Source organism: Pseudonocardia zijingensis (assembly GCF_042657305.1).
GTDB classification, from domain to species: Bacteria; Actinomycetota; Actinomycetes; order Mycobacteriales; family Pseudonocardiaceae; genus Pseudonocardia; species Pseudonocardia zijingensis.
Window position 1 is genome coordinate 117575 of sequence record NZ_JBHSKO010000012.1, and the last position, 25898, is coordinate 143472.

The 25898-nt window shown below is 76.2% G+C and carries 28 protein-coding genes; 24 read left to right on the forward strand and 4 right to left on the reverse strand.

The genetic code is table 11. The features are described from left to right. The first annotated feature begins 65 nt into the window (after window positions 1-65). The 16 genes from ACFPL3_RS23155 (at window position 66) to ACFPL3_RS23230 (ending at window position 14106) form a co-directional block, all read left to right on the forward strand. Window positions 66-1073 carry a HAMP domain-containing sensor histidine kinase gene (locus ACFPL3_RS23155; RefSeq protein ID WP_343944536.1) on the forward strand — a complete coding sequence of 336 codons (1008 nt, stop codon included), beginning with the start codon at window positions 66-68 and terminating at the stop codon, window positions 1071-1073. Further along, window positions 1070-1723 carry a response regulator transcription factor gene (locus tag ACFPL3_RS23160; RefSeq protein WP_343944537.1) on the forward strand — a complete coding sequence of 218 codons (654 nt, stop codon included), beginning with the start codon at window positions 1070-1072 and terminating at the stop codon, window positions 1721-1723. The genes ACFPL3_RS23155 and ACFPL3_RS23160 overlap by 4 nt, the downstream gene beginning before the upstream one ends. Window positions 1724-1768: 45 nt before the next feature. After that, window positions 1769-2389 (forward strand): flavodoxin family protein, encoded by a 621-nt coding sequence (locus ACFPL3_RS23165; RefSeq protein ID WP_343944538.1) that lies wholly within the window; start codon window positions 1769-1771, stop codon window positions 2387-2389. 63 nt (window positions 2390-2452) lie between these two features. Further along, on the forward strand, window positions 2453-3106 hold the full coding sequence (locus ACFPL3_RS23170) for a HemK2/MTQ2 family protein methyltransferase (RefSeq protein ID WP_343944539.1): 654 nt from the start codon (window positions 2453-2455) through the stop codon (window positions 3104-3106). Further along, window positions 3096-3299, forward strand: coding sequence for a CDGSH iron-sulfur domain-containing protein (locus tag ACFPL3_RS23175; RefSeq protein ID WP_343944540.1), 204 nt, complete (start codon window positions 3096-3098; stop codon window positions 3297-3299). Before ACFPL3_RS23170 ends, ACFPL3_RS23175 begins: the two co-directional genes overlap by 11 nt. After that, window positions 3292-4284, forward strand: coding sequence for an iron-containing redox enzyme family protein (locus ACFPL3_RS23180; RefSeq protein WP_343944541.1), 993 nt, complete (start codon window positions 3292-3294; stop codon window positions 4282-4284). The genes ACFPL3_RS23175 and ACFPL3_RS23180 overlap by 8 nt, the downstream gene beginning before the upstream one ends. Beyond that, window positions 4281-4817 (forward strand): D-glycero-alpha-D-manno-heptose-1,7-bisphosphate 7-phosphatase, encoded by a 537-nt coding sequence (locus ACFPL3_RS23185; RefSeq protein ID WP_343944542.1) that lies wholly within the window; start codon window positions 4281-4283, stop codon window positions 4815-4817. The genes ACFPL3_RS23180 and ACFPL3_RS23185 overlap by 4 nt, the downstream gene beginning before the upstream one ends. Then, window positions 4814-5869 (forward strand): glycosyltransferase family 9 protein, encoded by a 1056-nt coding sequence (locus ACFPL3_RS23190; RefSeq protein WP_379589634.1) that lies wholly within the window; start codon window positions 4814-4816, stop codon window positions 5867-5869. Before ACFPL3_RS23185 ends, ACFPL3_RS23190 begins: the two co-directional genes overlap by 4 nt. A gap of 141 nt (window positions 5870-6010) precedes the next feature. Beyond that, window positions 6011-7018 carry a glycosyltransferase gene (locus ACFPL3_RS23195; protein WP_379589635.1) on the forward strand — a complete coding sequence of 336 codons (1008 nt, stop codon included), beginning with the start codon at window positions 6011-6013 and terminating at the stop codon, window positions 7016-7018. Next, window positions 7018-8244, forward strand: a complete 1227-nt coding sequence (locus ACFPL3_RS23200; RefSeq protein ID WP_379589636.1) for a glycosyltransferase — start codon at window positions 7018-7020, stop codon at window positions 8242-8244. Before ACFPL3_RS23195 ends, ACFPL3_RS23200 begins: the two co-directional genes overlap by 1 nt. Then, window positions 8241-8879, forward strand: a complete 639-nt coding sequence (locus ACFPL3_RS23205; RefSeq protein ID WP_379589637.1) for a D-sedoheptulose-7-phosphate isomerase — start codon at window positions 8241-8243, stop codon at window positions 8877-8879. Before ACFPL3_RS23200 ends, ACFPL3_RS23205 begins: the two co-directional genes overlap by 4 nt. 32 nt (window positions 8880-8911) lie before the next feature. Beyond that, window positions 8912-9664 (forward strand): SDR family oxidoreductase, encoded by a 753-nt coding sequence (locus ACFPL3_RS23210; RefSeq protein WP_379589638.1) that lies wholly within the window; start codon window positions 8912-8914, stop codon window positions 9662-9664. Next, the gene (locus ACFPL3_RS23215) at window positions 9655-10833 is read left to right on the forward strand and encodes a glycosyltransferase family 9 protein (RefSeq protein WP_379589639.1); all 1179 of its coding nucleotides are present in this window, start codon (window positions 9655-9657) and stop codon (window positions 10831-10833) included. The genes ACFPL3_RS23210 and ACFPL3_RS23215 overlap by 10 nt, the downstream gene beginning before the upstream one ends. Further along, window positions 10830-12347, forward strand: a complete 1518-nt coding sequence (gene rfaE2 / locus ACFPL3_RS23220; RefSeq protein WP_379589640.1) for a D-glycero-beta-D-manno-heptose 1-phosphate adenylyltransferase — start codon at window positions 10830-10832, stop codon at window positions 12345-12347. The genes ACFPL3_RS23215 and rfaE2 overlap by 4 nt, the downstream gene beginning before the upstream one ends. After that, window positions 12344-13177, forward strand: a complete 834-nt coding sequence (locus ACFPL3_RS23225; protein ID WP_343946374.1) for a glycosyltransferase — start codon at window positions 12344-12346, stop codon at window positions 13175-13177. The genes rfaE2 and ACFPL3_RS23225 overlap by 4 nt, the downstream gene beginning before the upstream one ends. After that, window positions 13174-14106, forward strand: coding sequence for a PfkB family carbohydrate kinase (locus ACFPL3_RS23230; RefSeq protein ID WP_379589641.1), 933 nt, complete (start codon window positions 13174-13176; stop codon window positions 14104-14106). Before ACFPL3_RS23225 ends, ACFPL3_RS23230 begins: the two co-directional genes overlap by 4 nt. On the opposite strand, the gene ACFPL3_RS23235 is transcribed toward ACFPL3_RS23230, so the two are convergent. Continuing rightward, a complete protein-coding gene (locus ACFPL3_RS23235) occupies window positions 14088-14822 on the reverse strand; it encodes an SDR family NAD(P)-dependent oxidoreductase (protein ID WP_343947112.1) in 735 nt (244 codons plus the stop codon). The genes ACFPL3_RS23230 and ACFPL3_RS23235 overlap by 19 nt on opposite strands. A gap of 104 nt (window positions 14823-14926) precedes the next feature. On the opposite strand from ACFPL3_RS23235, the gene ACFPL3_RS23240 reads away from it, so the two are divergent. Then, complete coding sequence (locus tag ACFPL3_RS23240) at window positions 14927-15529, forward strand: TetR/AcrR family transcriptional regulator (protein WP_343947111.1); 603 nt, start codon at window positions 14927-14929, stop codon at window positions 15527-15529. On the opposite strand, the gene ACFPL3_RS23245 is transcribed toward ACFPL3_RS23240, so the two are convergent. From ACFPL3_RS23245 to ACFPL3_RS23255, 3 genes are read right to left on the reverse strand one after another with little or no spacing between them, the layout of a single operon-like run. Next, on the reverse strand, window positions 15530-16615 hold the full coding sequence (locus tag ACFPL3_RS23245; RefSeq protein WP_379589642.1) for a glycosyltransferase family 9 protein: 1086 nt from the start codon (window positions 16613-16615) through the stop codon (window positions 15530-15532). It lies immediately after the preceding gene. Further along, window positions 16612-17592 (reverse strand): glycosyltransferase family 9 protein, encoded by a 981-nt coding sequence (locus ACFPL3_RS23250; protein ID WP_343946830.1) that lies wholly within the window; start codon window positions 17590-17592, stop codon window positions 16612-16614. Before ACFPL3_RS23250 ends, ACFPL3_RS23245 begins: the two co-directional genes overlap by 4 nt. 43 nt (window positions 17593-17635) lie before the next feature. After that, complete coding sequence (locus ACFPL3_RS23255; RefSeq protein ID WP_343946831.1) at window positions 17636-18358, reverse strand: methyltransferase domain-containing protein; 723 nt, start codon at window positions 18356-18358, stop codon at window positions 17636-17638. A gap of 74 nt (window positions 18359-18432) precedes the next feature. Between ACFPL3_RS23255 and ACFPL3_RS23260 the strand changes: the two genes are divergently transcribed. The 7 genes from ACFPL3_RS23260 (at window position 18433) to ACFPL3_RS23290 (ending at window position 25823) form a co-directional block, all read left to right on the forward strand. After that, window positions 18433-20856 carry a molybdopterin oxidoreductase family protein gene (locus ACFPL3_RS23260; protein WP_343946832.1) on the forward strand — a complete coding sequence of 808 codons (2424 nt, stop codon included), beginning with the start codon at window positions 18433-18435 and terminating at the stop codon, window positions 20854-20856. Beyond that, window positions 20853-21338 carry a hypothetical protein gene (locus ACFPL3_RS23265; RefSeq protein WP_343946833.1) on the forward strand — a complete coding sequence of 162 codons (486 nt, stop codon included), beginning with the start codon at window positions 20853-20855 and terminating at the stop codon, window positions 21336-21338. Before ACFPL3_RS23260 ends, ACFPL3_RS23265 begins: the two co-directional genes overlap by 4 nt. 71 nt (window positions 21339-21409) lie before the next feature. After that, the gene (locus ACFPL3_RS23270; RefSeq protein ID WP_343946834.1) at window positions 21410-22606 is read left to right on the forward strand and encodes an alcohol dehydrogenase catalytic domain-containing protein; all 1197 of its coding nucleotides are present in this window, start codon (window positions 21410-21412) and stop codon (window positions 22604-22606) included. Between the two features lie 72 nt (window positions 22607-22678). Beyond that, on the forward strand, window positions 22679-22912 hold the full coding sequence (locus tag ACFPL3_RS23275; protein ID WP_343946835.1) for a hypothetical protein: 234 nt from the start codon (window positions 22679-22681) through the stop codon (window positions 22910-22912). 123 nt (window positions 22913-23035) lie between these two features. Next, window positions 23036-24154, forward strand: a complete 1119-nt coding sequence (locus ACFPL3_RS23280) for an LLM class flavin-dependent oxidoreductase (protein WP_343946836.1) — start codon at window positions 23036-23038, stop codon at window positions 24152-24154. Beyond that, entirely contained in the window at window positions 24124-25272 is a 1149-nt protein-coding gene (locus ACFPL3_RS23285) for an acetyl-CoA C-acyltransferase (RefSeq protein ID WP_343946837.1), read from the forward strand. The genes ACFPL3_RS23280 and ACFPL3_RS23285 overlap by 31 nt, the downstream gene beginning before the upstream one ends. Before the next feature lie 140 nt (window positions 25273-25412). Then, entirely contained in the window at window positions 25413-25823 is a 411-nt protein-coding gene (locus tag ACFPL3_RS23290) for a hypothetical protein (RefSeq protein WP_343946838.1), read from the forward strand. Window positions 25824-25898: the final 75 nt, after the last annotated feature.

Genomic DNA, 25898 nt, shown 5'->3' on the forward strand with positions numbered 1-25898 from the left:
CCGCAGCCCGGAGAGGGGGCTGACACCGATGGACGGGCCCCGCGCGAGGAGCGAGGCTGGGTCGCATGAGCGAGCGAACCGGGACGGTACCCGGCGCGAGCGTGCGAGGCGAGCGTCCGGCCCGGTCCCTCTTCCGGCGCATCGTGCTGATCAACGGGCTGGTCTTCACGGTCGGCACGCTGGTGCTCGCGCTCTCGCCCGCCACGGTGTCGGCACGCGTGCAGCTCACGGAGATCCCGGTGCTGACGGTGGGGCTCGCGGTGATCCTCACGGCCAACGCGCTGCTGCTGCGCCGGAGCCTGGCCCCCATCGACGCCCTCACCAGGGTGATGGCGCGGGTCGACCTGCTGCGGCCCACCGACCGGCTCGCCGAGCGCGGCAACGGTGACCTGACCCGGCTGATCGGTACCTTCAACGCGATGATCGACCGGCTCGAGGCCGAGCGCACCGCGAGCAGCGCCCACGCCCTCGCCGCGCAGGAGGGGGAGCGCCAGCGGATCGCGCGGGAGCTGCACGACGAGATCGGGCAGAGCCTCACGGCGGTGCTGCTGGCCCTCAAACGGGTGTCCGACCGCGCACCCGACGACCTGCGCGACGAGCTGCGCGGTGTGCAGGAGACCGTGCGCTCGAGCCTCGACGAGGTGCGCCAGGTGGCCCGGCGGCTGCGGCCGGGCGTACTGGAGGACCTGGGGTTGCAGAGCGCGCTGAGCGCCCTCGTCACCGAGTTCAGCGAGACCGCGGGCATCCCCGTGACGCGCAAGCCCGGGCGGAGCCTGCCGGACCTCGACGCCGACGTCGAGCTGGTGCTCTACCGGATCGCCCAGGAAGGGCTGACGAACGTGGCCCGCCACGCCGGAGCCGGCCGGGTCGAGCTCACGCTCGACGCGTCGGCGGACGCGGTCATGCTGGTGATCTCCGACGACGGGAGTGGTGGAGTGGTGCGCGAAGGCGCCGGGATACGCGGGATGCGGGAACGTGCGCTGCTCATCGGCGCGGAGCTGGCGGTGACGTCGGTGCCGGGACGCGGCACCGAGGTGCGGCTCACGGTGCCGCTGCCGGCGAGGGTGGCATGACGACCAAGACCCGGATCCTGCTGGCCGACGACCACGCCCTGGTGCGCCAGGGCCTGCGGCTCATCCTGGACGCGGAGCCCGACCTGACGGTGGTCGCGGAGGCCGCGGACGGTGCCGAGGCGGTGGCCGCCGCGAGCGCCGACGACGTCGACCTCGCGATCCTCGACATCGCGATGCCGCGGCTGACGGGGATCCAGGCGGCCCGGGAGATCTCCCAGCGCGCACCGCGGATCCACATCCTGATGCTGTCGATGTACGACAACGAGCAGTACTTCTTCGAGTCGCTCAAGGCGGGCGCGTCCGGCTACGTGCTCAAGTCGGTGGCCGACCGGGACCTGATCGAGGCCTGCCGGGCGTCGATGCGCGGCGAGCCGTTCCTCTACCCGGGTGCGATCACCGCGCTGATCCGCGACTACCTGCAGCGCACCCGCCGCGGCGACCGGTTGCCGGACCGGATCCTGACCCCGCGTGAGGAGGAGATCGTGAAGCTGATCGCGGAGAGCCACTCGTCGCGCGAGATCGCCGAGACCCTCGGGATCAGCGTGAAGACCGTGGAGCGGCACCGGGCGAACATCCTGCAGAAGCTCGGGATGCGCGACCGGCTCGACCTCACGCGGTACGCGATCCGCGCGGGGCTCGTCGAGCCCTGAGATCGAGTCCTGAATGCGCCGGGCCCGGCCGGGTACGCCCCCGGCATGGCCACGACCGACGGCACGCTGACCGCGCTCGCCCTGAACTGCACGCTGACCCCCGGCCCGGGGGAGTCGAGCACCGAGAAGATGGCCGGGCAGGTGCTCGACGCGCTGGCCGGGCACGGGGTGTCCGGCGAGGTCGTACGGGTGGTCGACCACGACGTCCACCCGGGCGTGCAGGCCGACATGGGTGACGGCGACGCGTGGCCCGCCATCCGGGAGAAGGTGCTGGCCGCCGACATCCTCGTGATGGCCACGCCGACGTGGCTGGGCAACATGTCCAGCGTGGCCCAGCGGGTGCTGGAACGGCTCGACGCCGAGCTGTCGGAGACCGACGACGCGGGCCGCCCGATCCTGTTCGGGAAGGTGGCGGTGACCGCGGTGGTCGGCAACGAGGACGGCGCGCACGCGATCACGGCCGCCTTGTTCCAGGGCCTCAACGACGTCGGGTTCACGGTGCCCGCGCAGGGCGGCGTGTACTGGAACGGCGAGGCGATGACGGGCACGGACTACAAGGACCTGTCGGACACCCCGGAGGCCGTGGCGACCGTGCAGAAGACGCTCGCGGCGAACGCCGCGCACCTCGCCCGGCTGCTGCGGTCGGCGGTCTACCCGGCGACGTGACGGTGACGTGAGGGTGCCGATGGCGCGTTTCGACCGCCACGAGCGGGGCATCTCATTCGGGTGATGTTGCTACGGGCGCCCGGTGTGTACCGGCCACAGGACGACACGGGACTGCTCACCGAGGTGATCGTCGACAGCGGGATGGCCGTCGGGCGCCGGGTGCTCGACGTCGGCACCGGCAGCGGGGCGCTCGCCCTCGCCGCGGCCCGCGCGGGTGCGGCGGAGGTGACCGCGGTGGACCTCTCGCTGCGGTCGGTGCTGGCCACCCGGCTCAACAGCAGGCTGCACGGGCTGCGCGTGCGGGTGCGCCGCGGCGACCTGTTCGCTCCGGTGGCGGGGGAGCGGTTCGACCTGGTGGTGGCGAACCCGCCGTACGTGCCCTCGCCCATGGAGCGGCTGCCGCGCCACGCGGTGGGCCGCTGCTGGGACGGCGGGCCCGACGGCCGCGCGGTCGTCGACCGGATCTGCCGCACGGTGCCGCGGGTCCTGGCCGACGGGGGCCGCCTCGTCATGGTGCACTCGGCGGTGTCCGGCACCGACGCCACGCTGGCGGCGCTGGCCGAGGCCGGGCTCACCGCGACCGTGCTGGCGCGGGCCACGGTGCCGTTCGGCCCGGTGATGCGGGCGCGGGCCGCGCACATGCACGCCCTCGGGCTCGTGGCGCCCGACGAGGACGTCGAGGAGCTGGTCGTGATCGGAGCGCACCATGCAGCGTGACGCGCGCCGGGTCGTCGTGACGGGGGATGGCCCCGTCCTGGTGACGGGCCCGGTGGAGATCGAGATGCCGGACGGCGCCACCGTGCGCTCGGACCGCCCGGTCACGGCGCTGTGCGTCTGCGGGCGCACGCGCAGGCGCCCGTTCTGCGACACCAGCCACCGGCGCCGGGCGGGGAGGGCGCGCAATGGCTGAACCCGCTCTGCCCACCCCCCGCGGTGAGGTGTCCGAGGCGGTGATCGACGCGCTGGCGGCGGACCGTCCCGTCCCGTCCACCGTGGACCGCGCGCTCGACCCGTACGGCGAGGACCTCCAGCTCGCCCTCTACTGCCTCTACGAGCTGCATTACCGCGGCTTCGCGGGCGTCGACGCGGAACGGGAGTGGGACCTGGCGCTGCTCACCCTGCGCCGGGAGCTGGAGGAGATCTTCCTCGGCGCCGTGCGCGCCGAGTGCCCCGCGGGCGCCGACGTCGACGCCGAGATCGAGGGCCTGCTCGACGAGCCGCCGGACGCGTGGGGCGTCTCGCACCACCTGCGCCGGCACGGGGAGCTCTGGCAACTGCGCGAGTACGTGGTGCACCGCTCGCTCTACCACCTGAAGGAGGCCGACCCGCAGGCGTTCGTCATCCCGCGCCTCGAGGGCGCGGCCAAGGCGGGCGTGGTCACCGTCGAGCACGACGAGTACGGCGCCGGGGACCCCCGCCGCGTGCACGCGCAGCTGTTCGCCGACCTCATGCAGGCGCTGGACCTGTGCGCCGACTACGGCCACCACCTCGACGCCGTGCCCGCGCCGGTGCTGGCGGAGGTGAACTTCATGTCGTTCGCGGGCCTGCACCGCCGCTGGCGGGGTGCGCTCGTCGGGCAGTTCGCGGTGGTGGAGCTGACGTCCTCGCCGGGGTCGGACCGGCTGGCGAAGGCGCTGCGCCGGCTCGGCGTGGACGCGGAGTTCTACGACGAGCACGTGGAGGCCGACGCCGTGCACGAGCAGCTCGTGCGCCGCGACGTGATCGCCCCGCTGGTGGCCGCGGAACCCGCGCTCGCCGCCGACGTCGTCTTCGGGATGCGGGCCTCGACCATGCTCGGCGACCGGTTCGGCGAGTTCCTGCTGGACCGGTGGGCGGCGGGCCGCTCGTCGCTGCGCACGCCGCTGCCCGACGCGCCCCTCGCCGTCCACCGGTGACGGGTGCCGACCGGCCCGCGGCGGTGCTGTTCGACCGGGACGGCACGCTCGTGGTCGACGTGCCCTACAACGGCGACCCGGTGCTGGTGGCGCCCATGCCCACCGCCCGCGCGGCGCTCGCGGCGTTGCGCGCGGCGGGGGTGGCCACCGGGGTGGTGACCAACCAGTCGGGGATCGCGCGCGGCTACCTGGACGAGTGCGCGGTGGCGGCGGTGAACGCGCGGGTGGAGTCGATGCTCGGGCCGTTCGCGGTGTGGTGCGTGTGCCCGCACGGCCCGGACGACGGCTGCGCGTGCCGCAAGCCGCGTCCCGGGATGGTGCTGGCCGCGGCCGCCCGGCTCGGGCTGCCGCCGGAGCGGATCGCGGTGGTCGGGGACATCGGCGCCGACGTGGTGGCCGCGGCCGAGGTGGGCGCGCGGTCCGTGCTCGTGCCCACGCCCGTCACGCGGGCCGCCGAGGTGCTGGCGGCGCCGGTGGTGCGGCCCGACCTGCTCTCCGCGGTGCGCCACCTGCTCGACGAGGAGCCTCCGTGACGCGCGTGCTGGTGGCGCGCCTGGACGGCGCGGGCGACGTGCTGCTCGCCGGGCCGGCGGTGCGCGCGGTGGCCGCGAGCGGTGCCGAGGTGATCATGCTGGTCGGGCCGGCCGGAGCCGCGGCGGCCCGGCTGCTGCCCGGCGTGGCCGACGTCCTGACGTGGACCGCGCCGTGGGTGCCTGCCGACCCGCCCGAGGTGCGGCCGGACGCCGTGGCCGATCTCGTCGCCGAGGTGCGGGGGCGGGGTGTCGCCGAGGCCGTGGTGCTCACCTCGTTCCACCAGTCCCCGCTGCCCACGGCGCTGGTGCTGCGGCTGGCCGGGGTGGCGCGGATCAGCGGCGCCTCGGTGGACTACCCGGGCTCGCTCCTCGACGTGCGGCTGCGGCCCGGCGAGGACCTCCCCGAGGACATCGCGGAACCGCAGCGGGCGCTCGCCGTGGCGGCCGCGGCCGGCTACCGGCTCCCGCCGGGCGACGCGGGGCGGCTCGCGGTACGCGCCCCGGACCCGCCCCCGGCGGAGGTGGCCGACGGCGGCCCGTACGTGGTGCTCCACCCGGGGGCGGCGGTGCAGGCGCGGCGCTGGCCCGCCGACCACCACGCCCGGGCCGCGGAGCTGCTGGCGGCCGACGGGTGGCGCGTGGTGGTGACGGGCGGGCCGGACGAGACCGCCCTGACGGCGCGGGTGGCCGGGGTCGCCGGCCTCGACCTCGGGGGACGCACCTCGTTCGCCGAGCTCGCCGCGGTGCTCGCCGGTGCGGCCGTGGTGGTCGTCGGCAACACGGGGGCCGCGCACCTGGCCGCGGCGGTCGGCACCCCGGTGGTGTCGCTGTTCGCGCCGGTCGTCCCCGCGGTGCGGTGGCGGCCCCACGGGGTGGCGCACGTGCTGCTGGGCGACCAGGAGGCCCCGTGCCGCGACACCCGGGCGCGGACGTGCCCCGTGCCCGGGCACCCGTGCCTGGCCGGCGTCACGGCCGAGGACGTCGTCGCCGCGGTGACCCGGCTCGTGCAGGGCAGCCCGTCGCTCTCGGTGATGGATCAGCACGCGGAGTAGTAGTTCCTCGCCGCTCGTTTATCGCGGCACTGCTCGGCGACTCCTCTTGCGAGCGACGGAATCGTTCGAGCCGGGCGCGTGGCGCCGGTTCAGCGGGGGCCGCCTCGATGCGGCCGGGGGCCCGACGAGAGCTGGGATGACGTGAACATTCTGATCTGGCACGTGCACGGCGCCTACACGGAGGCGTTCGTCCAAGGTGCGCACCGGTACCTGCTGCCGACGCTGCCCGAGGGCGGCCCGTGGGGCGGCGGCCGGGCCGGGCGGGACTGGCCCGCGAACGCGGTGGAGCGCACGCCCGACCAGCTGGCGGACGACGACGTCGACGTCGTCGTGCTGCAGCGACCGGACGAGCTGGAGCTCGCGCGCTCCTGGCTGGGACGCACGCCCGGCCGCGACGTCCCGGCGGTGTACCTCGAACACAACACGCCGGGCGGGCCCGCCGCGACCACCCGGCACCCGGTCGCCGACCGCGACGACCTGCTGCTGGTGCACGTCACCGCGTTCAACGACCTGATGTGGGACTCCGGCACGACCGCGACCACGGTGGTCGAGCACGGCGTCCCCGATCCCGGGCACCGGTGGACCGGCGAGCTGCCCGCGGCGGTCGCCGTGATCAACGAGCCGCTGCGCCGCGGCCGGGTCACCGGCACCGACCTGCTGCCGCTGCTCGCCGGACCGGCCGGCATCGACGTCTTCGGGATGGGCACGTCCGGGCTCGGCACGGCGCTGGGCACGCCATCGGTGCGCGGCATGGGCGACCAGCCCCAGCAGCGCATGCACGCCGAGCTGGCCCGGCGCCGGGTCTACGTGCACACCGCGCGCTGGACCTCGCTCGGGCTCTCGCTCATCGAGGCGATGATGCTCGGGATGCCCGTGGCGGTGCTCGCCACGACGGAGGCGGCCCGCGCGGTGCCGCCGGACGCGGGCGTGCTGGCCACCGACCCGGACCTGCTGCGCCGCGGGATCGCCGAGCTCGCGGCCGACCCCACCGCCGCGACCGCCGCGGGCACGACCGCCCGCGCCGCGGCCCGCGCGCGGTTCGGACTGGACCGCTTCCTGCGCGACTGGGACGCGGTGCTCGAGCGGGCCGTCGCCGGGCCGGACGTCCCGGTCCCGGCGCCGGCCGCCGCCGGAGGAGGAGGCAGCTGATGCGCATCGCGATGATCTCCGAACACGCCAGCCCGCTGGCGGCACCCGGCTCCCCCGACAGCGGGGGGCAGAACGTGCTCGTGCGTGAGCTGGCGATGGCGCTGGCGGCCGAGGGCCACCAGGTCACCGTGCACACCCGCCGCGACGATCCCGACCTGCCCACCCAGGTGGTGATCGCCCCGGGCGTGCGCGTCCACCACGTCCCGGCCGGGCCCGCGGCCCGCGTACCCAAGGACGAGCTCCTCCCGCACATGCCCCGCTTCGCCCGGCACCTGCGGCGCGTCTGGCACACCGAGGCGCCCGACGTCGTGCACGCCCACTTCTGGATGTCCGGGATGGCCGCGGCGTGGTCCGCCCGCCCGCTGGGCGTCCCGGTCGTCCAGACCTTCCACGCCCTCGGCCACGTCAAGCGGCGCGAGCAGGGTGATGAGGACACCAGCCCGCCGTCGCGGCAGCAGGAGGAGGCCGCCATCGCGGCCAACGCCGACCGCGTGATCGCCTCCTGCCGCGACGAGGCCACCGAGCTGGGCCGCATCGGCGCGCCGCCCGAGCGGATGGCGATCGTGCCGTGCGGCGTCGACGTCGAGGAGTTCACCCCCGACGGGCCGGTGGCCCCGCGCACCGGCCGGCCGCGGATCGTCGCGATCGGGCGGCTGGTGCGCCGCAAGGGGGTCGACGAGGTGGTGGCGGCGATGCGCGACGTACCGGGCGCCGAGCTGGTGGTCGCGGGCGGACCCGACGACCCCGCGGCGCCCGATCCCGACCTGGCCCGGTTGCGGGCGTCCGCGGGCGCGGCCGGGGTGGCCGACCGCGTCCGGTTCACCGGTGCGGTGGCCCGCGAGCAGGTGCCCGCACTCCTGCGGTCGGCCGACGCCGTGGTCTGCGCCCCCTGGTACGAGCCCTTCGGGATCGTGCCGCTCGAGTCGATGGCGTGCGGCGTGCCCGTGGTGGCCAGCGCCGTCGGTGGGCTCGCCGACACCGTGGTCGACGGCGTCACCGGGCTGCACGTCGCGCCGCGGCGCCCCGGCGAGGTGGCCGACCGGCTGCGGCGGCTGGTGGCCGACCCGGACCTGCGGGCGCGGCTCGGCGCGGCGGGGCGGCGGCGCGTCCTGCGGCGCTACACGTGGCCGGCCGTCGCGGCGGCGACGGCCGCGGCCTACCGCGCCGCCATCGACAGCTGCCCGGGGCAGGCACCGGCAGCCCGAGCGACGAGGAGGGCGGTATGAGCGCCCCGGAGAAGAAGACCCCCGAGACGATCACCCGGGACGCCCGGCGCGAGCTGCGCCGCCACGTCGACCGGCTGGAGGCCGCGCTGGCGGGCCTGCGGGCCGCCGCACCGGTGCTGACCGGGTGGGGCACCGAGCTCGCCACCCGGCTCACGGCGGGCGCGCGGCTGCTGGCGGCGGGCAACGGCGGCAGCGCGGCGGAGGCCCAGCACCTCACCGCCGAGCTCGTGGGCCGCTTCGACGGCGACCGCATGCCGCTGTCGGCCATCGCCCTGCACACCGACACGTCCGCGTTGAGCGCCATCGGCAACGACTACGGCTACGAGGAGGTCTTCGCCCGGCAGGTCCACGCCCACGGCCGCGCGGGCGACGTCCTCGTGCTGCTGTCGACGAGCGGGCACAGCCCGAACGTCCTCGCCGCCGCCGACGCCGCCGCGGCCCGCGGGCTGGCCTGCTGGGCGCTGACCGGCCCGGGCCCCAACCCGCTCGCCGACCGGGCGAGCGCCGCGATCTGCCTCGACGGCGACACCGCCACCGTGCAGGAGATGCACCTCGCGGCCGTCCACATGATCTGCCGCGCGCTGGAGGCGGCCCTGCCCACCGGCGTGCGCGCCACCAGCGCACTCGCGTCCTGACCGGCCACCCGACCACGGAGGTGCCCTCCCACATGACCAGCACCGTCAGCGAAGCCCCTGCCGGGCAGCCGCCCCACACCCGCAGCCTCGGCACCGTGCTCGTCACGGGCGCCGCCTCCGGGCTCGGGCGCGCCACGGCCCGGGCCGTCGCGATCGCGGGCGGGCAGCCGCTGCTGCTCGACCGCGGCGATGCGCACACCCACGCGGGGCCGGACCTGGCCGCCGCCCCCGCCGCCGTGGTCGACCTGGCCGACACGCGCGCGGCGGAGGAGGCCGTGACCGCGCTCGCGGAGCAGGCGGGCGGGCTCGACGCCGTGGTCACCGCCGCGGGCACCGACCGCTGCGGCCGGCTCGCCGACGTCCCGGGGGAGGAGTGGGAGACCGTCGTGCGCGTCAACCTCCTCGGCACCGCGGCCGTGTGCCGGGCGGCGCTGCCGTTCCTGACCCGCTCCCGCGGCCGCATCGTCACGGTGGCATCCACGCTCGCCACCCGGGCGCTGCCCGACGCGAGCGCCTACTGCGCGTCCAAGTTCGGCGTGCTCGGCCTCAGCCGGGCGCTGGCGGCCGAGATGCAGGGCGAGGTCGGCGTCACGACGCTGCTGCCCGGCGGCATGGACACCGCGTTCTTCGACGGCCGCGACGCGCAGTACCGGCCCGGGCCCGACGCGATGCTCAACGACCCGGGCGCGGTCGCCGCCGCGGTCGTGTTCGCCCTGACCCGCCCCGACGGGTGCGAGGTGCGCGAGCTGGTGGTCACCCCGTCCGTGGAGCCGTCATGGCCCTGACCGGTGCGGGACCCCGGCCCGGGCACCACCCCGGCGCCGACCGCGGACCCCGGATCGACCCGGACGCGCTGCGCCGGGTGCTGCTCGTGCGGGCCGACAACCTCGGCGACACGGTCATGGTCACCGCGGCGCTGCACGCGCTGCGCACCCGGCTGCCCCGCGCCCGGATCGACCTGCTGCTGTCCCCGGCCGGGGCGGCCGCGGCGCCGATGCTCGCCGACGTCGACGCCGTGTTCCCGATCTCGGCCACCTGGCAGCAGCTGGGCCCGCCGCCCACCCACGCGGCCCCGCAGGACCGGGAGCTGGTCGCCCACCTGCGCCACCGCTGCTACGACGCGATGATCGTCTGCACGTCGTTCTCCCAGTCGCCGTGGCCGGTGGCTCAGCTGGGCCTGCTGGCCGGGATCCCGGTGCGCGTCGTGCAGTCCCGCGAGTTCGGCGGCGCCGCCGCGACCCACTGGGTCACCCCGCCGCCCGAGGGCACCCACCAGGTCGACCGCGACCTGCACCTGCTCGCGGCCGTCGGGCTCGCCGACCCGGCCGCACCCGCGCGGACGCGGCTCGCCGTGCCGCCCGCGGCGCACGAGGCCGCCGCGGCGCTCGCGCCGGAGCGATACGCCCTGCTCGCGCCCGGGGCATCGTGCCCCGCGCGGCGCTACCGCGCGGACCGGTTCGCCCAGGTCGCGGCGGCCGTCGCCGGGGCCGGGCTGCCGGTGCGGGTGAGCGGCAGCCGGGCCGAGCAGGACCTCGTCGCCGAGGTGGTGGCCGCCGCCGGCCCCGGCGTGGCCGCCGTGCCGCCGGTCGGCGTGCCCGAGTTCGCCGCGCTGGTGGCCCGGGCCGCCGTCGCGATCACGAACAACTCGGCGGGCATGCACGTCGCCGACGCCACCGGCACGCCCGTGGTCGTCACGCACGGCGGCACCGAGCGGCTGACCGACATGGCTCCCCGCGGGGTGCCCGCCGTGCTCCTGCGCGTGCCGACGAGCTGCTCGCCGTGCCGGCAGCTGCAGTGCCCCTACTCGCACGAGTGCCTCGACCTCCCGCCGGCGCGCGTGGCCGAGGCCGCCGTGGCGCTGGCCGAGGCCGGTGCCGGACTCCCGGAGGACCCGTGGTGGACCGAGAACAGCCTCGTCAACACCGTCACCACCAGCCCGGTGCCGGCCGCGTGATCCCGCCCGCCGGGGTCGCCGCCGCCACGCGCATCGCCGACCGCAGGCCGCGGGTGCTGGTCATCGGGGACGCGCTGCTCGACAGCTGGGTGTACGGGTCGGCCCACCGCACCGCGCGCGACGCCCCGGTGCCCGTCGTCGAGCAGACGAGCACACGCGAGACGCCCGGTGGTGCGGCCAACACCGCCGCCGCCGCGGCCGCGCTCGGGGCCGACACCGAGCTGGTGGCGGTGATCGGCGACGACGCCGACGGGCGGCGGCTGCGCGAGCTGCTGCACGCCGCCGGGGTGCGCACCGACCGCTGTCCCGTCGACCCGGCGAACCCCACACCGGCCAAGCACCGCGTCGTCGTCGGCCCCGACGGGGCGGGCGGCGGCCACGCCGTCGCCCGGTACGACATCACCTCGCCGGTGCCGCCGGGGACCGCGGCGCAGCGCGTGCTCGCCGACCAGGCGGTGGCGGCGATGGCCGAGCGTCCGGACGCTGTGATCATCGCCGACTACGGCACCGGCGCCACCGCGGCGCCGCTGGTGCGCCGCCGCCTGGAGCGGATGCGCTCGGCGGTGCCGCTGCTGGTGGTCGACGCGCACGCGCTGCGTCCCTGGGCGGCGCTCTCGCCCGACGTGGTCACCCCCAACGAGGAGGAGGCCGCCGCCTTGCGCGGCGAGCCGGTCCGCCGCGCCCGCGGCCGGGACCGCGTGGCCCACTACGCCGAGCGCCACTTCGACCTCGTGGCCGCGGCGGGCGGGGCGGAGGTGCTGCTCACCCTGGACACCGACGGCGCGCTGCGGCTGCCCGCCGACGGCTCCGCGCCCGTGCACCGGCCCGCACCCGCACCGGCGGCCCCGATCGCCACCTGCGGCGCCGGGGACGTGTTCGCGGCCGCGTGGACCGCGGCCGTGGCGGCGGGCGCGGACCGCGACGAGGCCCTCGCGCTGGCGCAGACGGCCGCGGACGTCGTGGTCGGGCTGCCCGGCACGGCGGTCTGCACGGCCGGCGCGCTGACCGCGGAGCTCGCCGCGCGGGAGCCGGGCCGGGTGCTGGGCCGGCGCGACCTGCTCACCGTGCTCGCCGAGCACCGGGCCGCCGGGCACCGGATCGTGTTCACCAACGGCTGCTTCGACGTGCTGCACCGCGGCCACGTCGCCTACCTGCGCGAGGCCCGCGAGCTCGGGGACGTGCTGGTGGTGGCGCTGAACAGCGACGAGAGCGTGCGCAGGCTGAAGGGCCCGGAGCGGCCGGTCAACCCGCTGACCGACCGCGCCGGTGTGGTGGGCGCGCTCGCCGCGGTGGACCTGGTGACCTCGTTCGAGGAGGACAGCCCCGTGGAGCTGCTCGACCTCGTGCGCCCCGACGTGTACGCGAAGGGCGGCGACTACACCCCGGACATGCTGCCGGAGACCCCTGTCGTGCGGGCGCAGGGCGGCGAGGTGCGGATCCTGGGCTACCTGCCCGACCACTCCACGAGCGCGATCGTGGCGCGCACCCGCGCCGGGACCGGGGTGGTGTCGTGACCGCCGGGCCGATGGCCGAGCTGGAGGTGCTCGTACCCACCCGCAACCGCCCCGCGGAGCTCGCCACCACGCTGTCCGGGCTCGCCGCGCAGTCCGCCGCGTTCGACGTGCTGGTGAGCGACCAGTCCGACGGCGACCCGTCCTGGGCGAGCCCGCCCGCGCAGGCGATGCTGCGGGCCCTCACCGCGGCCGGCAGGCGGGTGCGCGCGGTCCGTCACCTGCCACGGCGCGGCCTGGCCGAGCACCGCGCGTTCCTGCTCGCGTCGTCGGCGGCGCGGCGGGTGCTCTTCCTCGACGACGACGTCTGGCTCGAGCCGGGCACCGTCGGCAGGCTCGACGACGCGCTCACCGCGCTCGGGTGCGGGTTCGTCGGCGCGGCCGTGCAGGGCCTGTCCCACCTGGACGAGGTCCGGGAGGAGGAGCTGGCGCCGTTCGAACGCTGGTCCGGGCCGCCCCGGCCCGAGCGGGTCCGCCCGGACGACCCGGCCTGGCGGCGGTGGACGCTGCACAACGCGGCCAACCCCGTGCACCTCACCGAACGGCACGTGCGGCCCGGTGAGCCGTGGGTCGCCTACAAGGTGGCGTGGGTCGGCGGGTGCGTCCTGTACGAGCGCGCCGCGCTGGAGGCGGCCGGCGGCTTCGGGTTCTGGCGGCGGCTGCCCGTCGAGCACGCGGGGGAGGACGTGCTGGCCCAGCAGCGCGTGATGGCCCGCTCCGGCGGGGCGGGGATCCTCCCGTCCGGGGCGGTGCACCTCGAGTCGCCCACCACGGTGCCCGACCGCACCGTGGACGCGCCGGTGGCGCTGGGGCTGCAGGGGGCGTCCTCGTGACCGCGCCGATCGTGGTGGTGGGTGACGCACTGCTCGACGTCGACGTGCACGGCCGGTCGGAGCGGTTGTGCCCGGACGCTCCCGTCCCGGTGCTCGACGTCGTCGAGGAGAGGGCGCGGCCGGGCGGGGCGGGGCTCGCGGCCGTGCTGCTCGCCGCGGGCGGGGCCCCGGTGACGCTCGTGACGGCGCTCGACGCCGACCCGGACGCGGCCCGGCTGCGCGAGCTGCTGGAGCCCGCGGTCCGGGTGGTGGCCGGCCCGGCCCGCGGCGGCACACCGGTCAAGTGCCGCTGGCTCGCGCAGGACGGGCCGCTGCTGCGCACCGACCGCGGGTGCGGCACGGCCGCGCCGGGCGTCGGCGCCGCGGTCGCGGACGACCTGCGGGCCGCGCTGGCCGGCGCCGCCGCCGTGCTCGTCTCCGACTACGGCCGCCGGGTGGGCGCGGACCCGGCCGTCCGGCGGGCACTGGCGGCGGCCGCGGAGTCGGGCACCCCCGTGGTGTGGGACCCGCACCCGCGCGGCACCGCGCCGGTGCCGGGCGTGGTGGCCACCCCCAATGCCGCGGAGGCGGCCGCGTTCGCCCCCGGCTCGCCGGAGCCCGCGGCGGCCGCGGCCCACCTGCGGCGGCGGTGGGCCGCCCGGGCCGTGGTGGTGACCCGCGGCGCCGACGGTGTCGTGCTCGACGGGCCCGGGGCGTGCGGCGGCGTCGCGGCCGAGCCGGTGCCCGGTGGCGGCCTGTGCGGTGCCGGTGACGCGTTCGCGGGCGCCCTCGCCACCGCGCTCGCGGGTGGCGCGGGCGTGCGGGACGCCGCCGCAGCCGCGTGCCGCGCCGCGGGGGAGTTCGTGCGGTGCGGCGGGGCGGCCGGCCTGCGGCGCGCCGGGACCCGCTGGTCCCAGCGCGAGCCCGCGGGTCAGCCGGCCTTCGCGTAGTCGCGCACGTCGAGGGCGCGGGGCGGGCCGGTGAGGCCGGCCTTCAACTCGGTGGCGAGCCGGTCGAGGATCTCCACGTCGCCCGCCTCGAGCCCGTCGAGGGCGAGCCGGACGAGCTCGTCCGGCTGGATCAGCACGTCCTCGGGCAGGGTGATCCCGGCGCCCCGGGCGAACTCCTTCATCGTCTCGGTGGCGACCATGCCGGGGACCAGACCCGCGACGAGCGTGCCCTGGCCGGCCAGCTCGAGCCGGACCCCGTTGGTCAGGCCCCACTGCGCCGACTTGGCGGCGGCGTAGGCGCTGTTGCCCTCGACCGCGGCCCAGGCCGCACCGGACAGGACGTTGAGGATCGCGCCCCCGCCGTTGCGGGCCAGCACCGGCGCGAACGCCCGGATCATGGCGAGCGTGCCGTAGTAGTTGGTGTCCATCACGCGCCGGATCGCCTCGAGGTCACCGCTCACGAGGCTCCCGCCGCCGGTGGCGGCCCCGTTGTTGATCAGGACATCGACGTCGGTGGCCACCGCGGCGGCGGCGTCGACGGAGCCCTGGTCGGTGATGTCGAGGCGCAGCACCTCGGCCCCGGGGACGTCGACGAGCTCGGGGCGCCGCGCGGTGGCGTAGACCCTCGCGCCGCGGCGCAGCAGTTCGACGGCGAAGTGGTGGCCGATGCCCCGGTTCGAGCCGGTGACGAGTGCGGTGGCGCCGCGGAGATTCATGGGTGTCCTCCTGGTCGGACGAATAAGATGACCTGTGGGTCATGTTTGACGCCGCCACGCTATGGCTAAAGTGACCGAGCGGTCAACTTGGTAGGATCGTGATCGTGCCGACACCCACCCGTCCCCTGCGTGCGGACGCGGCGCGCAACCGCGAACTGCTCCTGGCCGCCGCCGAGGAGGAGCTCGCCGAGCGGGGTGTCGACGCCTCGATCGCCGACATCGCGCGCCGGGCGGGGGTGGCGAAGGGCACCGTCTTCCGCCACTTCGCCACCAAGGAGGAGCTGCTGGCCGCGGTCTTCGGCAACCACCTCGCCGCGCTCACCGATGCGGGCGCGCGGCAGCTCGACGCGCCCGATCCCGGCGCGGCGCTGCTGGAGTTCGTCACCGCCGCCGCCGACGCGATGCAGCGCTACGACCTGACTTACCTGCGGGTCCTCAGCCAGAACGACCCGCGGCTGTCCGAGCTGCGCGACCGGTTGCACGCGATCGTCAGCTCGCTCGTCGACCGGGCCCGCGCGGCGGGCGCCGTGCGCGGCGACATCACCGGCACCGACGTCTTCCTGCTGCTCTGCGCTCCGGCCCACACGGTCGAGCTGGTGGCGGACCCGCCGCCGGACCTGTGGCGGCGCTACCTCGCGATCGTCCTCGACGGGTTGCGCCCCGAGGGCGCCACCGCGCTGCCGCACCCGGCCCCGGCCTGGCCCTAGCTAGGCCGTCCCCAGCAGGTCCGCCAGCTCGGCGACGACCTCGGCCACCGGGATGTCCCCGAGGAACGACGGGCGGTGGGTGCAGCCCTCGCCCGGACGGTGCGGGTTGCCCACGGGCGTGCAGTCGGCACCGCACGCCGGGCAGTGCACCGTCCAGGCGAGCAGCGGCCGGTCGGTGGCGCGGCGGGTCGGCCCGGCGTTGATCACGTTCCCGCACCAGTACAGCCCCACCGTGGGGGTGCCCACGGCGCGCGCCAGGTGCAGCGGGCCGCTGTCGTTGGCGACGATCGCCGCGCAGCGCTCCAGCACCCCGGCGAGGGTGCCGAGGCCCGTCGCGCCCGCGAGGTCGCGCACGCCCGTACCCGCGGGAAGGGCGGCGGCCACCGCCGCGGTGAGCGCGCACTCGTCCGGCCCGCCCGCGAGCACCGGCCTGGCGCCGGCGGCCGCGGCGTGCGCCGCCTCGTCGGCGAACCGCTGGGCGGGCCACCGGCGCCGCGGGCCGGTCGCCCCGGCGTGCAGCGCGACCCACGGCCCCGGCCCCGGCAGCACCGCGGCGGCCGCGCCCCGCTCGTGGTCGAGCACGGCGAGGCGCGGGTACTCCGGCGGCCCGTCCGCGCCCACCAGCGCCGTGACCTCGAGCAGCCGCGACGCCTCCGCCTGGTAGTAGCGGTAGGGCACCGTCCGGTCCAGCGGTGGCGCGCCCGGAGCGCGCAGCCCCGCGGTCGTGGCGGCCCCGAACGCGCTCACCAGCGGGTTGGCGGCGGCGCCGCCCCCGTGCAGCTGCAGCGCCAGCGCGGGCCCGCGGGCCCGGAGCCGGGCGAGGAACGCGGGCAGCTCGGCGGCGTCCGGGGCGTCGGCGGGTTGCCCGGCCAGGCCGTCGACGCGGGGCAGCACCGCGACCTCGTCGACCGGGCCGGGCCGTCCCGCCAGAAACCGGGCGTGCCACGGCGCCCCGACGAGCACCAGGTGCGCGTTCGGGAACCGGGTGCGCAGGGCCGCGAGGGCGGGCGTGGCCATCAGGTGGTCGCCGAGGGCGTTGCACCGCAGCGCCAGCACGTCCCCGTGCCCCGGGTCGGTCCCCGTCATCCGGCGGCGGGGACGGCGGGGGAGCGGACGGCGGCCACCGCGTCCAGCACCTGCTCGACCTCGACGGCCAGGAGCGCCGGGTCCGGGGTGTCGGCGAACGCGTCCCCGCGACGCAGCCGCTCGTCCGTGAGCGCGACGTGCGGCCCGGGCGGCGGGCCCCAGCGGCGCGGGGACACGGGGCCGAACAGGACGACCGACGGCGTGGCGAAGGCCGACGCGAGGTGGGCGATTCCGGTGTCGCCGCTGACCACGAGGTCCGCGCGCGCCACCAACGCGGCCAGGCCGCCGATCGTGGTCGACCCGGCCAGCACGCGGTCGGCGGGCAGCCCGGCCCCGGCCGCCACCTCGCGCGCGAGTTCGATCTCCGCGGCGCTGCCCGTCACAACCACGAACCCGTCGGCGCCCAATGCGCGGGCGACGGCGGCGAACCGCTGGGCGGGCCAGCGCTTCGACCCGAACGCAGCGCCCGGGTGCACGATCGTCACGCGGGTGTGCGGCGCGGACGAGGCGGGCGGTGGGAGCCGCAGGTCGGTCGGGTCGGCGGCGATGCCGTGCGCCGCGAGCAGCGCGCACCACCGGTCCCGTTCGTGCTCGGCGCGCGCCGCGATCTCCGCCGGCGACGGACCGGTCCACCCGGGCAGCTCCGGGCGGCCGTAGCCGATCCGGCGCCGCGGCCGGCACGCATCGAGCGCGCGGTGGCTCTGCGGGCCCGACCCGTGCAGGTTGACCGCGACGTCCGGCTCCGCGGGCACGTCCAGCAGGGCGTCGGCGCCGTCCGTGCCCACCCCCGCGGCCACCACGGCGTCCACCGCCCCCGTGCGCATCGCCAGCTCGGCGAGCGGCAGCCGCGTCGCCAGCAGGACGCGGTGCTCGGGCAACGCACGCCGCAGCCCGCGCAGCGCGGGCACCGCCACGAGCAGGTCGCCGAGGTTCAGGGCGCGCAGCACCACCGCCACGGGCCTGCCCGGGAATGCCATGGCCCAGTGCTACCCGGCGGCCCACCGCTCACACACGGGGTGATCAGTCGAAGAAGCGCGCCAGGTGCAGGGGGTCGCCCGCCCCGTCCTCCTCGTCCTGCGCCAGCGGCGTGAGGTCGGCGAGGACGCTCGCCCCGTCGCACCCTGCGTGCAGCACGCGCCAGCGCCGTCCCGGCGGGGCATAGGCGCAGATCCCCTTCACGGTCTGCAGGTCGAGGAGCCGGATGTGCGTGGGGTCGGCGACCGCGTTGACGTGGCGCCACCACGGCGACATGAGGTGCAGGATCCCGCCGGGCCGCAGCAGGCGGTGGCACTCCTCGACCAGGCCGAGGTAGTCGATCAGGTGCTCGAGGACGTGCACGGCGTAGATCCGGTCCACGCAGCCGTCGGCGAACGGCAGCGGGCGTGACACGTCGGCGCGCACGGCCACGTCCCGGTCGGCGCGCAGGTCCACGCCGAGGTTCTCCGGGTACTGGGCCTGGCCGCCCGCGCCGATGTCGAGCGCGACCGGGGCCCGTCCCGCCACGCGCACCCGGTCCCACACCGCGTGCACCCCGGCCAGCCTGCCGAGCAGGCGCCGGGCCGTCGCGAGGTCCGCGGGCCGCTCGACCGAGCCGCGCAGGTGCACCACGCCGCCGTCGACCTCGGCGCCCAGGTCGAGCCCGGCGAGGCGGGAGTCGTGGGTGAGGGTGTCGGCGACCGATCGGCAGAGGTCGGCGTCGACGCGGTGGCGGCGTTCGGTGCCGAGCGGACCGGTCGGATGCATCGCGGAGGTGCTCCCTTCGACGGCGTGGGTGACGATCGGGTACTACCCGGGCGCCCCGCGGGTAGTCCGGCGGCATGGACGGCGAAGCGGGGAGGAACGGGGACCGGATCGCGCAGCCGTGGGGCGAGCGCACCCCGTACGGGCCGGGCGCGGACTGGCCCGTGCGGGTGGACCAGCAGCTCGCCGAAGGGCTCGACGAGCGGGGCGTGCAGCGGTGGGTGCGCTCGGCGTCGCTGCTGCACTCCAACGGCGACGCGATGGACATCGCCGTGGTGGACGGGCGCATCGCCGGGGTGCGCGGCCGGGCCGACGACCGGGTGAACCGCGGGCGGCTGGGACCCAAGGACCTGTTCGGCTGGCAGGCGAACGCCTCGCCGGACCGGCTGCGGCGGCCGCTGGTGCGCCGCGGCGGTGAGCTCGTGGAGACCGACTGGGACACCGCCATGGGGCGGGTGGTGGAGCAGTCGCAGCGGTTGCTGGCCGAGCAGGGTCCGTCCGCCATCGGCTTCTACACCACCGGGCAGTTGTTCAGCGAGGAGTACTACACGCTCGCGGCGATCGCGCGCGGCGCGATCGGCACCAACCACCTCGACGGCAACACCCGCCTGTGCACGGCCACCGCCGCGGCGGCGCTCAAGGAGACGTTCGCCTGCGACGGCCAGCCCGGCTCCTACACCGACATCGACCACGCCGACGTCATCGCGCTGTTCGGGCACAACATGGCGGAGACCCAGGCCGTCCTGTGGATGCGCGTGCTGGACCGGCTCCACGGCGCGGACCCGCCCCGCCTCGTCTGCGTCGACCCGCGGGACACGCCGGTGGCACGGGCCGCACGCGACAGCGGCGGCGTGCACCTCGCACCGCTGCCGGGCACGAACCTCGCGCTGGTGAACGCGCTGCTGCACGAGATCATCGCGAACGACCGAGTGGACCACGACTACGTCGAAGCGCACACGGTGGGGTTCGCCGAGCTCGAGAAGCGGGTGCGCGACTACCCGCCGGAGGTGGCGGGGCGGATCTGCGGGGTCGATCCGGAGCGGATCCGCGAGGCGGCGCGGGTGCTGGGGGAGGCCCGCAGGCTGCTGTCCACCGTGCTACAGGGCTTCTACCAGTCCCACCAGGCGACGGCGGCCGCCGTGCAGGTCAACAACCTGAACCTGGTGCGCGGGATGCTGGGCCGGCCCGGCTGCGGGGTCCTGCAGATGAACGGGCAGCCGACCGCGGAGAACACGCGCGAGTGCGGCGCCGACGGCGATCTCACCGGCTTCCGGAACTGGAACAACGACGCTCACGTGGCGGAGCTGGCGCGGCACTGGAACGTGGACCCGGTGCGGATCCCGCACATGGCGCCGCCGACGCACGCGATGCAGATCTTCCGCTACGCCGAGCAGGGCTCGCTGCGGATGCTGTGGGTGAGCGGCACGAACCCGGCGGTGTCGCTGCCGGAGCTGGCGCGGATCCGCTCGATCCTGGCGCAGGAGCGGCTCTTCCTGGTGGTGCAGGACATCTTCCCCACCGAGACCGCGCAACTGGCCGACGTGGTGCTCCCGGCCGCGACCTGGGGGGAGAAGACCGGGGTGTTCACCAACGCCGACCGCACCGTGCACCTGTCGGAGAAGGCCGTGGACCCGCCGGGCGAAGCCCGCCCCGACCTGGACATCTTCCTCGACTACGCCCGCCGGATGGATTTCCGCGACGCCGACGGGCACCCCTTCCCGCAGTGGCACGACCCCGAGTCGGCGTTCGACGCGTGGGCGGCGTGCAGCGCGGGCCGGCCCTGCGACTACTCCGGGCTGAGCCACGAGGTGCTGCGCAAGGCGCCGTCCGGCATCCAGTGGCCGTGCACCGCCGAACACCCCGAGGGCACCGAGCGCCTCTACGCCGACGGGCGGTTCCGCAGCGCCCCCGACGACTGCGAGCACTACGGCCGCGACCTGGTCACGGGTGCGCCGATGGAGGAGACGGAGTACCGGGCGCTCAACCCGGACGCGAAGGCCATCCTGAAAGCGGCGGAGTACGTGCCCGCGCACGAGCGGCCCGACGACGAGTGGCCGTTCGCGCTGATCACCGGGCGGACGATCTACCACTTCCACACGCGCACGAAGACCGGCCGGGCCCCGCAGTTGCAGGCCGCCGCACCCGACGTGTGGGTCGAGTGCGCCGAGGCCGACGCGCGGCGGTGCGGGCTCGTGGAGGGCGACCTCGTGGACGTCACCACCCCGCGCGGCGCGATCCGGGCGCGGGTTCGGGTGGGCGGCATCCGCGAGGGCGTGCTCTTCGTGCCGTTCCACTACGGCTACTGGGACACCACCGGCTCCGGGCCCGAGGAGGGCGCAGACGGGGCGGGCCGCGCCGCCAACGAACTGACCCCGACCGACTGGGACCCCGCGTCGAAACAGCCGCTGTTCAAGACCGCGGCGGCCCGGCTCAGTCCCGTCGGCAACCGCGGCGACGAGACCGGCGCTGACACCCGTGACGACTCCGGAGGTGCCCCGTGAGCAAGCTGCCCCTCGTGCTGCGCGAGCTGCACCGCTCCGAGACCGGCCTCGCCCGCGAGCTGCTCGCCCTCTCCGACCGGCACCGGGCCGACCACGAGATCTTCCACGTGGCGCGCGACATCGCGCGGTGGTCGCAGACCCACGTCCGCCGGCTCGCCGTGGTGGGCGGCGACCACGGCCTGCGGCTGGACCCGCAGCCCCGCTGGGATCGGCTGCGGGCACCCGCGCTCGCCCGGCGGGTGGGCGCACTGGTGGGGCGGCGGCCCGAGCCGGGCCTGCTGCTGCTCGCCGACCTGCGCAGGCTGCACCGCACGGCCGCCGGGGTGTCGGTCGACTGGGAGCTGCTCGGCCAGGCCGCCCAGGCGATGAAGGAGCCGGCCCTGCTCGAGGTGGTGCAGGCCTGCCACCCGCAGACCCTGCGCCAGATGCGGTGGGCCGACGCACAGCTCAAGGTGATCTCGCCGCAGGTGATCGCGTCGTGACGGCCCCGTTTCGCCGCACCTCTGACGGGTAGCTGCGAAGCGACACCCCGTTGTTGCGAAGGAGCCGACGCATGCGCGCACTGACCTGGCACGGGAGGCGGGACGTCCGCGTGGACACCGTGCCCGATCCGACGCCTGCGGACCCCGAGGACGTGATCGTGGAGATCACCTCCACCGGCCTGTGCGGCTCCGACCTGCACCTGTACGAGGTGCTCGGGCCGTTCCTCGCCGAGGGCGACATCCTCGGTCACGAACCGATGGGCCGGGTCGTCGAGAAGGGGTCCGCGGTGACCGAGCTCGACGTCGGCGACCGCGTCGTCGTGCCGTTCAACGTCTCGTGCGGCCGCTGCTGGATGTGCGAGCGCGGGCTGCACTCGCAGTGCGAGACCACCCAGAACCGGGACCAGGGGATGGGCGCCTCGCTGTTCGGCTACACGAAGCTCTACGGGCAGGTGCCGGGCGGCCAGGCGGAGTACCTGAGGGTGCCGTTCGGCAACGCGCTGCCCATCAAGGTGCCCGAGGGGCCGCCGGACGACCGGTTCGTGTACCTGTCCGACGTGCTGCCGACCGCCTGGCAGGCGGTGGAGTACGCCGACCCGCCCCGCGACGGGAGCCTCGTCGTGCTCGGGCTCGGGCCGATCGGGGACATGGCGTGCCGGGTGGCGCGCCACCGCGGGATCGAAACCGTGATCGGGATCGACCTCGTGCCCGAGCGCCTCGTCCGGGCGGCGGCGCGCGGGATCACCACCATCGACCTGAAGGAGGCGGGCCGGGACCTCGTGGAGCGGGTCCGGGCCCACACCGGCGGCCGCGGCGCCGACGCCGTGATCGACGCGGTGGGCATGGAGGCGCACGGTTCCCCCGTCGGCAAGCTCGCCCACACCGCCGTCGGCTTCCTGCCCGACGCCCTCGCGGCGCCGCTGATGAAGACCGCGGGCGTGGACCGGCTGGCGGCCCTGCTGACGGCCGTGGAGCTCGTCCGGCGCGGCGGCACGGTGTCGCTGTCGGGCGTCTACGGCGGCACCGCCGACCCGCTGCCGATGCTGCGGATCTTCGACAAGCAGATCCAGCTGCGGATGGGCCAGGCCAACGTCCACCGGTGGGTGCCGGACCTGCTGCCGCTGCTTTCCGACGACGACCCGCTCGGCGTCGACGGGTTCGCCACCCACCACGTGGCTCTGGAGCAGGCGCCGGAGGCGTACGCGATGTTCCAGGAGAAGCGCGACGGCGCGGTCAAGGTCCTGTTCAAACCCGGTGCGGGCGCCTGAGCGCGCATGCGGCCCCGGCGGCGGGGTATCCGGGGACGAGGCCACCACACGAGAACAGGATCGAGGGCCGTCATGTCATCATCCGCCGAGACCGGGGACGTCACCGGCACCAAGGACAAGGACTACAACCTGATCTGGTTCGTCGAGGCGTGCCTGTCGAATGCCCTCCGGATGGAGAGCTACGCGCAGGACGCCGAGCGGGCGGGTGACCAGGAGCTCGCCGACCTCTTCCAGCGGGCGCAACACGAGAGCCGCAAGGGCGCGGAGCAGGGCAAGCAGTTGCTCGCGGCGCGCGTCGGCCGCTGACCGTCGCACCAGCCGGGATGGGCGTGGAAATGTCCGGTACATTTCCACGCCCATTCTCGTGATCTGCGTAACCCGCATTCCGCGGGCGTTGTCCGCGGCATTGCAGGAGCGCACACTGCGGTGGTGGACGCCGGCATCGAGGAATTCCTCTGGTACGTCCCCAACACGGTCGAGCCGGGCCACCGAGGTGACGACACGGTCGACGGGTGGGGGAGCCTGGACTACTCGGTGCGGCTCGCCGAGGCCGCGGAGCGGCACGGGTGGGGCGGTGCCCTGATCGGCGCCGGGTGGGGGCGGCCGGACACGTTCACCGTCGCCACCGCAATCGCCGCCCGCACCACGCGGTTCCGGCCGCTGGTGGCGATCCGGCCCGGGTACTGGCAGCCCGCCCACTTCGCGAGCGCGGCCGCCACGCTGGACCGGCTGTCCGGCGGGCGCCTCGCGATCAACGTCGTCACCGGGGTGGACGACCTCGCGGCGTACGGCGACGGCGAGTTCGACCCGGCGCGCCGCTACGACCGCACGCGGGAGTTCCTCCGGCTCGTCCGCAGGCTCTGGTCCGAGGACGGGGTGACCTTCGAGGGCGACTTCTACCGGGTCCGGGACTCCACGCTGAGTCCGAAACCGGTCGGCGGTGCGCACCCGCGGTTGTACTTCGGCGGTGCGTCGAGCGCCGCCGAGGAGGTCGCGGCCACCGAGGCGGACGTGCAGCTGTTCTGGGGCGAGCCGCTCGCCGGCATCGCCGAACGCATCGACCGCCTCCGGGAACTGAGCCGCACCCTGGGCCGCGAGCACCCGCCGATGGAGTTCGGGCTGCGCATCACCACCGTCGTGCGGGACACCACCGACGAGGCGTGGCGCGCCGCCGAGGCGAAGGTGGCGCAGATGGCCGGGCGCCGCGACGAGCCGCTGCGGGGCAGCCACGACGGGTCGGTCGGGCAGCGCAGGCTGCGCGAGCTCGCCGAGCGCGGCGACGTGCTCGACTCGTGCCTGTACACGGCGCCCGGCCGGTACGGCGGGGGTGGCGCGGCCACCACCTGGCTCGTCGGCTCGGCCGAGGACGTCGCCGCCGCGCTGCGCCGCTACGCCGACCTGGGCGTCACCCGCTTCGTCCTCTCCGACACGCCCTACCTGCCCGAGGCCGAGCGCGTCGGCGACCGGCTGCTGGGGCTGCTCCGCGGGCCCGAGGCTGCGGGTACGGTGGATCACCGATGCTCGACCCCCGCACACCCGTCCTCCTGACCGGCGCCCGCACCCCGGTGGGCCGCTTCGGCGGCGCCCTGCGCGGCGTCGACGCCGTCGACCTGGGCGCCCACGCCGTGCGCGCCGCCCTCGAGCGGGCCGGCGACCCGGTGCCGGACCAGGTGCTGCTCGGCAACGTCGTGCAGGCCGGCAACGGCCAGAACCCGGCCCGCGTGGCCGCCACCCGCGCCGGCGTGCCCACCACCGTGCCGGGCATGACGCTGAACAACGTCTGCCTCGCCGGCCTGACCGCGACCGGTCTCGCCGCCACCCTGGTCCGCGCCGGGGAGCTCGACGTCGGCGTCGTCGGCGGGTTCGAGTCGATGAGCCGGGCGCTGCACGGCGTGCAGGTGCGGGCCGCGAGCCGGGTGGGTGACGGCGCCATGGTCGACCTGCTCGTGCGGGACGGGCTGTGGTGCGCGTTGTCCGAGCAGGGCATGGGGGAGATGTCGGACGTCGCGTCCGCCCAGCTGGGGATCGGCCGGGCCGAGCAGGACGCGTTCGCGCTGGCCAGCCATCAGCGAGCCGCGGCGGCGGCCGACCGGCGCGCCGCCGAGATCGCCCCGCTGCCGGAGCTGGACCGCGACGAGGGGGTGCGCCCGGGCACCACGCTCGACGCGCTCGCGGCGCTGCGCCCCGCGTTCACCCCCGACGGCACGCTGACGGCGGGCAACTCGTCGCAGATGTCGGACGCCGGGTCGGCGGGGGTCGTCACGAGCGCCGCGCGGGCTGCCGCGCTCGGCGTCGAGCCGCTCGCCGAGATCGTCGGCCACGCCACGGTGGCCGGGCCGGACCCCACGCTGCACCTCAAGCCCGCCGCGGCCACCCGTGTGCTGCTGGAGCGCCACGGCCTCACCCCGGCCGACGTGGACCTGTGGGAGATCAACGAGGCGTTCGGCGCTGTCGTGCTGGCGAGCATGCGCGAGCTGGGGATCGACCACGACCGGGTCAACGTCCGCGGCGGGGCGATCGCCATCGGGCACCCGCTCGGCGGCACCGGGTTCCGCCTGGTGCTGACCCTCGCGCACGAGATGCGCACCCGGGGCGCCGCGCTCGGCGTCGCCGCGATCTGCGGTGGCGGCGGGCAGGGGGCGGCCCTGCTGCTGCGCCGCCGCTAGCCGTACGAACGGCACCCTCGTCCGATAGAGCGGTACGGAAGTGCCGCTCGTACGGCGGTAACCTGCCGCCGTCGGCGCGCGACCCCTACCCGGGGACGCCCGGCGACCGCGGCGGGGCGCATCGGACGGCGGGAGCGGCCATGGCATCCAGGCCCGGAACAGCGGGTGCCCGGCTGGGCTCGGTGTGGGCCTGGCAGGTGCTCAGCGCACTGTTCCTGCTCGCGATGGGCGGGATCCACCTCTACCTCGCCATGAACGGCACGGGCGGGATCCTCGGCGTGCTGTTCGTGCTGAACTTCGTGGGCGGGCTCGTGCTCGCGGCCGCCGTGCTGTTCACCCGCGGCTGGCTGCTGGTGGTGTCGAGCGTGGTGGGCCTGCTGTTCATGGCGGGCACGTTGCTCGCGCTCGTGCTCGCGCTGACCGTCGGGCTCTTCGGGATCCGCTCCAGCCTGAGCTACGACCTGGCCCCCACCACGCTGGTCGTCGAGTCGCTGGGCACGGTGGTGCTGCTGATCACCACGGCGGTGGTGCTGCGGCGGCGCCGGGTGTAGCTGCCGAGCTTCGATCTGCGATCCGAATAACCGCATCCGGAACTCGAACTTCACCGTCGCCGCCCTCTGCTCATA

Coding starts and splice junctions, on each gene's coding strand:
- ACFPL3_RS23155 (WP_343944536.1), top strand. CDS start 66: ATGAGCGAGCGAACCGGGACGGTACCCGGCGCGAGCGTGCGAGGCGAG.
- ACFPL3_RS23160 (WP_343944537.1), top strand. CDS start 1,070: ATGACGACCAAGACCCGGATCCTGCTGGCCGACGACCACGCCCTGGTG.
- ACFPL3_RS23165 (WP_343944538.1), top strand. CDS start 1,769: ATGGCCACGACCGACGGCACGCTGACCGCGCTCGCCCTGAACTGCACG.
- ACFPL3_RS23170 (WP_343944539.1), top strand. CDS start 2,453: ATGTTGCTACGGGCGCCCGGTGTGTACCGGCCACAGGACGACACGGGA.
- ACFPL3_RS23175 (WP_343944540.1), top strand. CDS start 3,096: ATGCAGCGTGACGCGCGCCGGGTCGTCGTGACGGGGGATGGCCCCGTC.
- ACFPL3_RS23180 (WP_343944541.1), top strand. CDS start 3,292: ATGGCTGAACCCGCTCTGCCCACCCCCCGCGGTGAGGTGTCCGAGGCG.
- ACFPL3_RS23200 (WP_379589636.1), top strand. CDS start 7,018: ATGCGCATCGCGATGATCTCCGAACACGCCAGCCCGCTGGCGGCACCC.
- ACFPL3_RS23205 (WP_379589637.1), top strand. CDS start 8,241: ATGAGCGCCCCGGAGAAGAAGACCCCCGAGACGATCACCCGGGACGCC.
- ACFPL3_RS23210 (WP_379589638.1), top strand. CDS start 8,912: ATGACCAGCACCGTCAGCGAAGCCCCTGCCGGGCAGCCGCCCCACACC.
- ACFPL3_RS23215 (WP_379589639.1), top strand. CDS start 9,655: ATGGCCCTGACCGGTGCGGGACCCCGGCCCGGGCACCACCCCGGCGCC.
- ACFPL3_RS23235 (WP_343947112.1), bottom strand. CDS start 14,822: ATGAATCTCCGCGGCGCCACCGCACTCGTCACCGGCTCGAACCGGGGC.
- ACFPL3_RS23245 (WP_379589642.1), bottom strand. CDS start 16,615: ATGACGGGGACCGACCCGGGGCACGGGGACGTGCTGGCGCTGCGGTGC.
- ACFPL3_RS23250 (WP_343946830.1), bottom strand. CDS start 17,592: ATGGCATTCCCGGGCAGGCCCGTGGCGGTGGTGCTGCGCGCCCTGAAC.
- ACFPL3_RS23255 (WP_343946831.1), bottom strand. CDS start 18,358: ATGCATCCGACCGGTCCGCTCGGCACCGAACGCCGCCACCGCGTCGAC.
- ACFPL3_RS23260 (WP_343946832.1), top strand. CDS start 18,433: ATGGACGGCGAAGCGGGGAGGAACGGGGACCGGATCGCGCAGCCGTGG.
- ACFPL3_RS23270 (WP_343946834.1), top strand. CDS start 21,410: ATGCGCGCACTGACCTGGCACGGGAGGCGGGACGTCCGCGTGGACACC.
- ACFPL3_RS23275 (WP_343946835.1), top strand. CDS start 22,679: ATGTCATCATCCGCCGAGACCGGGGACGTCACCGGCACCAAGGACAAG.
- ACFPL3_RS23285 (WP_343946837.1), top strand. CDS start 24,124: ATGCTCGACCCCCGCACACCCGTCCTCCTGACCGGCGCCCGCACCCCG.
- ACFPL3_RS23290 (WP_343946838.1), top strand. CDS start 25,413: ATGGCATCCAGGCCCGGAACAGCGGGTGCCCGGCTGGGCTCGGTGTGG.